This window comes from Quyinboa ferrireducens, from assembly GCF_042436675.1.
Classification (GTDB): Bacteria; Bacteroidota; Bacteroidia; order Bacteroidales; family UBA5342; genus JBHJHP01.
Map to the genome: position 1 here is coordinate 1 of NZ_JBHMVA010000113.1, position 524 is coordinate 524.

Genomic DNA, 524 nt, shown 5'->3' on the forward strand with positions numbered 1-524 from the left:
GAGAACAGTTTTTTAATACTTTCTCTTTTCCAATAGCCAATTTCATACTGTTTATGGATTAAATCAAGTGTAAAATTGTCTTCTTCATTTCTTTGTCGTAACTCTAATCGATAAGAATTTTGATGTACTCCTTCTAAAAAGTTTATGCATATATCAATGTCTAAATCTTTATAGTCAATTATTTTAGTCTCTAAAGGGAGATCAAATTTATGAACGTTTATCTTTAAGTTGTTCTCTTGAAACTCAACACTACTTAGGTAATATATTGATCTTATATACCTTGTTAAGACTAGAATTATTAATAATGACCATGATATATATTCAAATATTTTAATTTCTAGGGAACTCGTATCTGTCATAAGAAATAAATACACATTCAATATTATAAGTAATAAAGTCAAATGTATTAAAGCAGATTTAACTAAAAATCTATTCCAGAATGTATAGTATTTTATTTCAAATTTTTCCATTTTTCACAATAAAGCCTAACGTTCCCGCGGTATGGTGTCGTGCGGTTGACTGTC

1 protein-coding gene is annotated in these 524 nt (G+C 27.3%); it reads right to left on the reverse strand.

What is annotated here, in order from left to right:
• Nucleotides 1–470, reverse strand: a 470-nt coding sequence (locus ACE01N_RS20670) for a hypothetical protein (RefSeq protein ID WP_380593010.1), incomplete at its 3' end; no start/stop codon positions are given.
• Nucleotides 471–524: the final 54 nt, after the last annotated feature.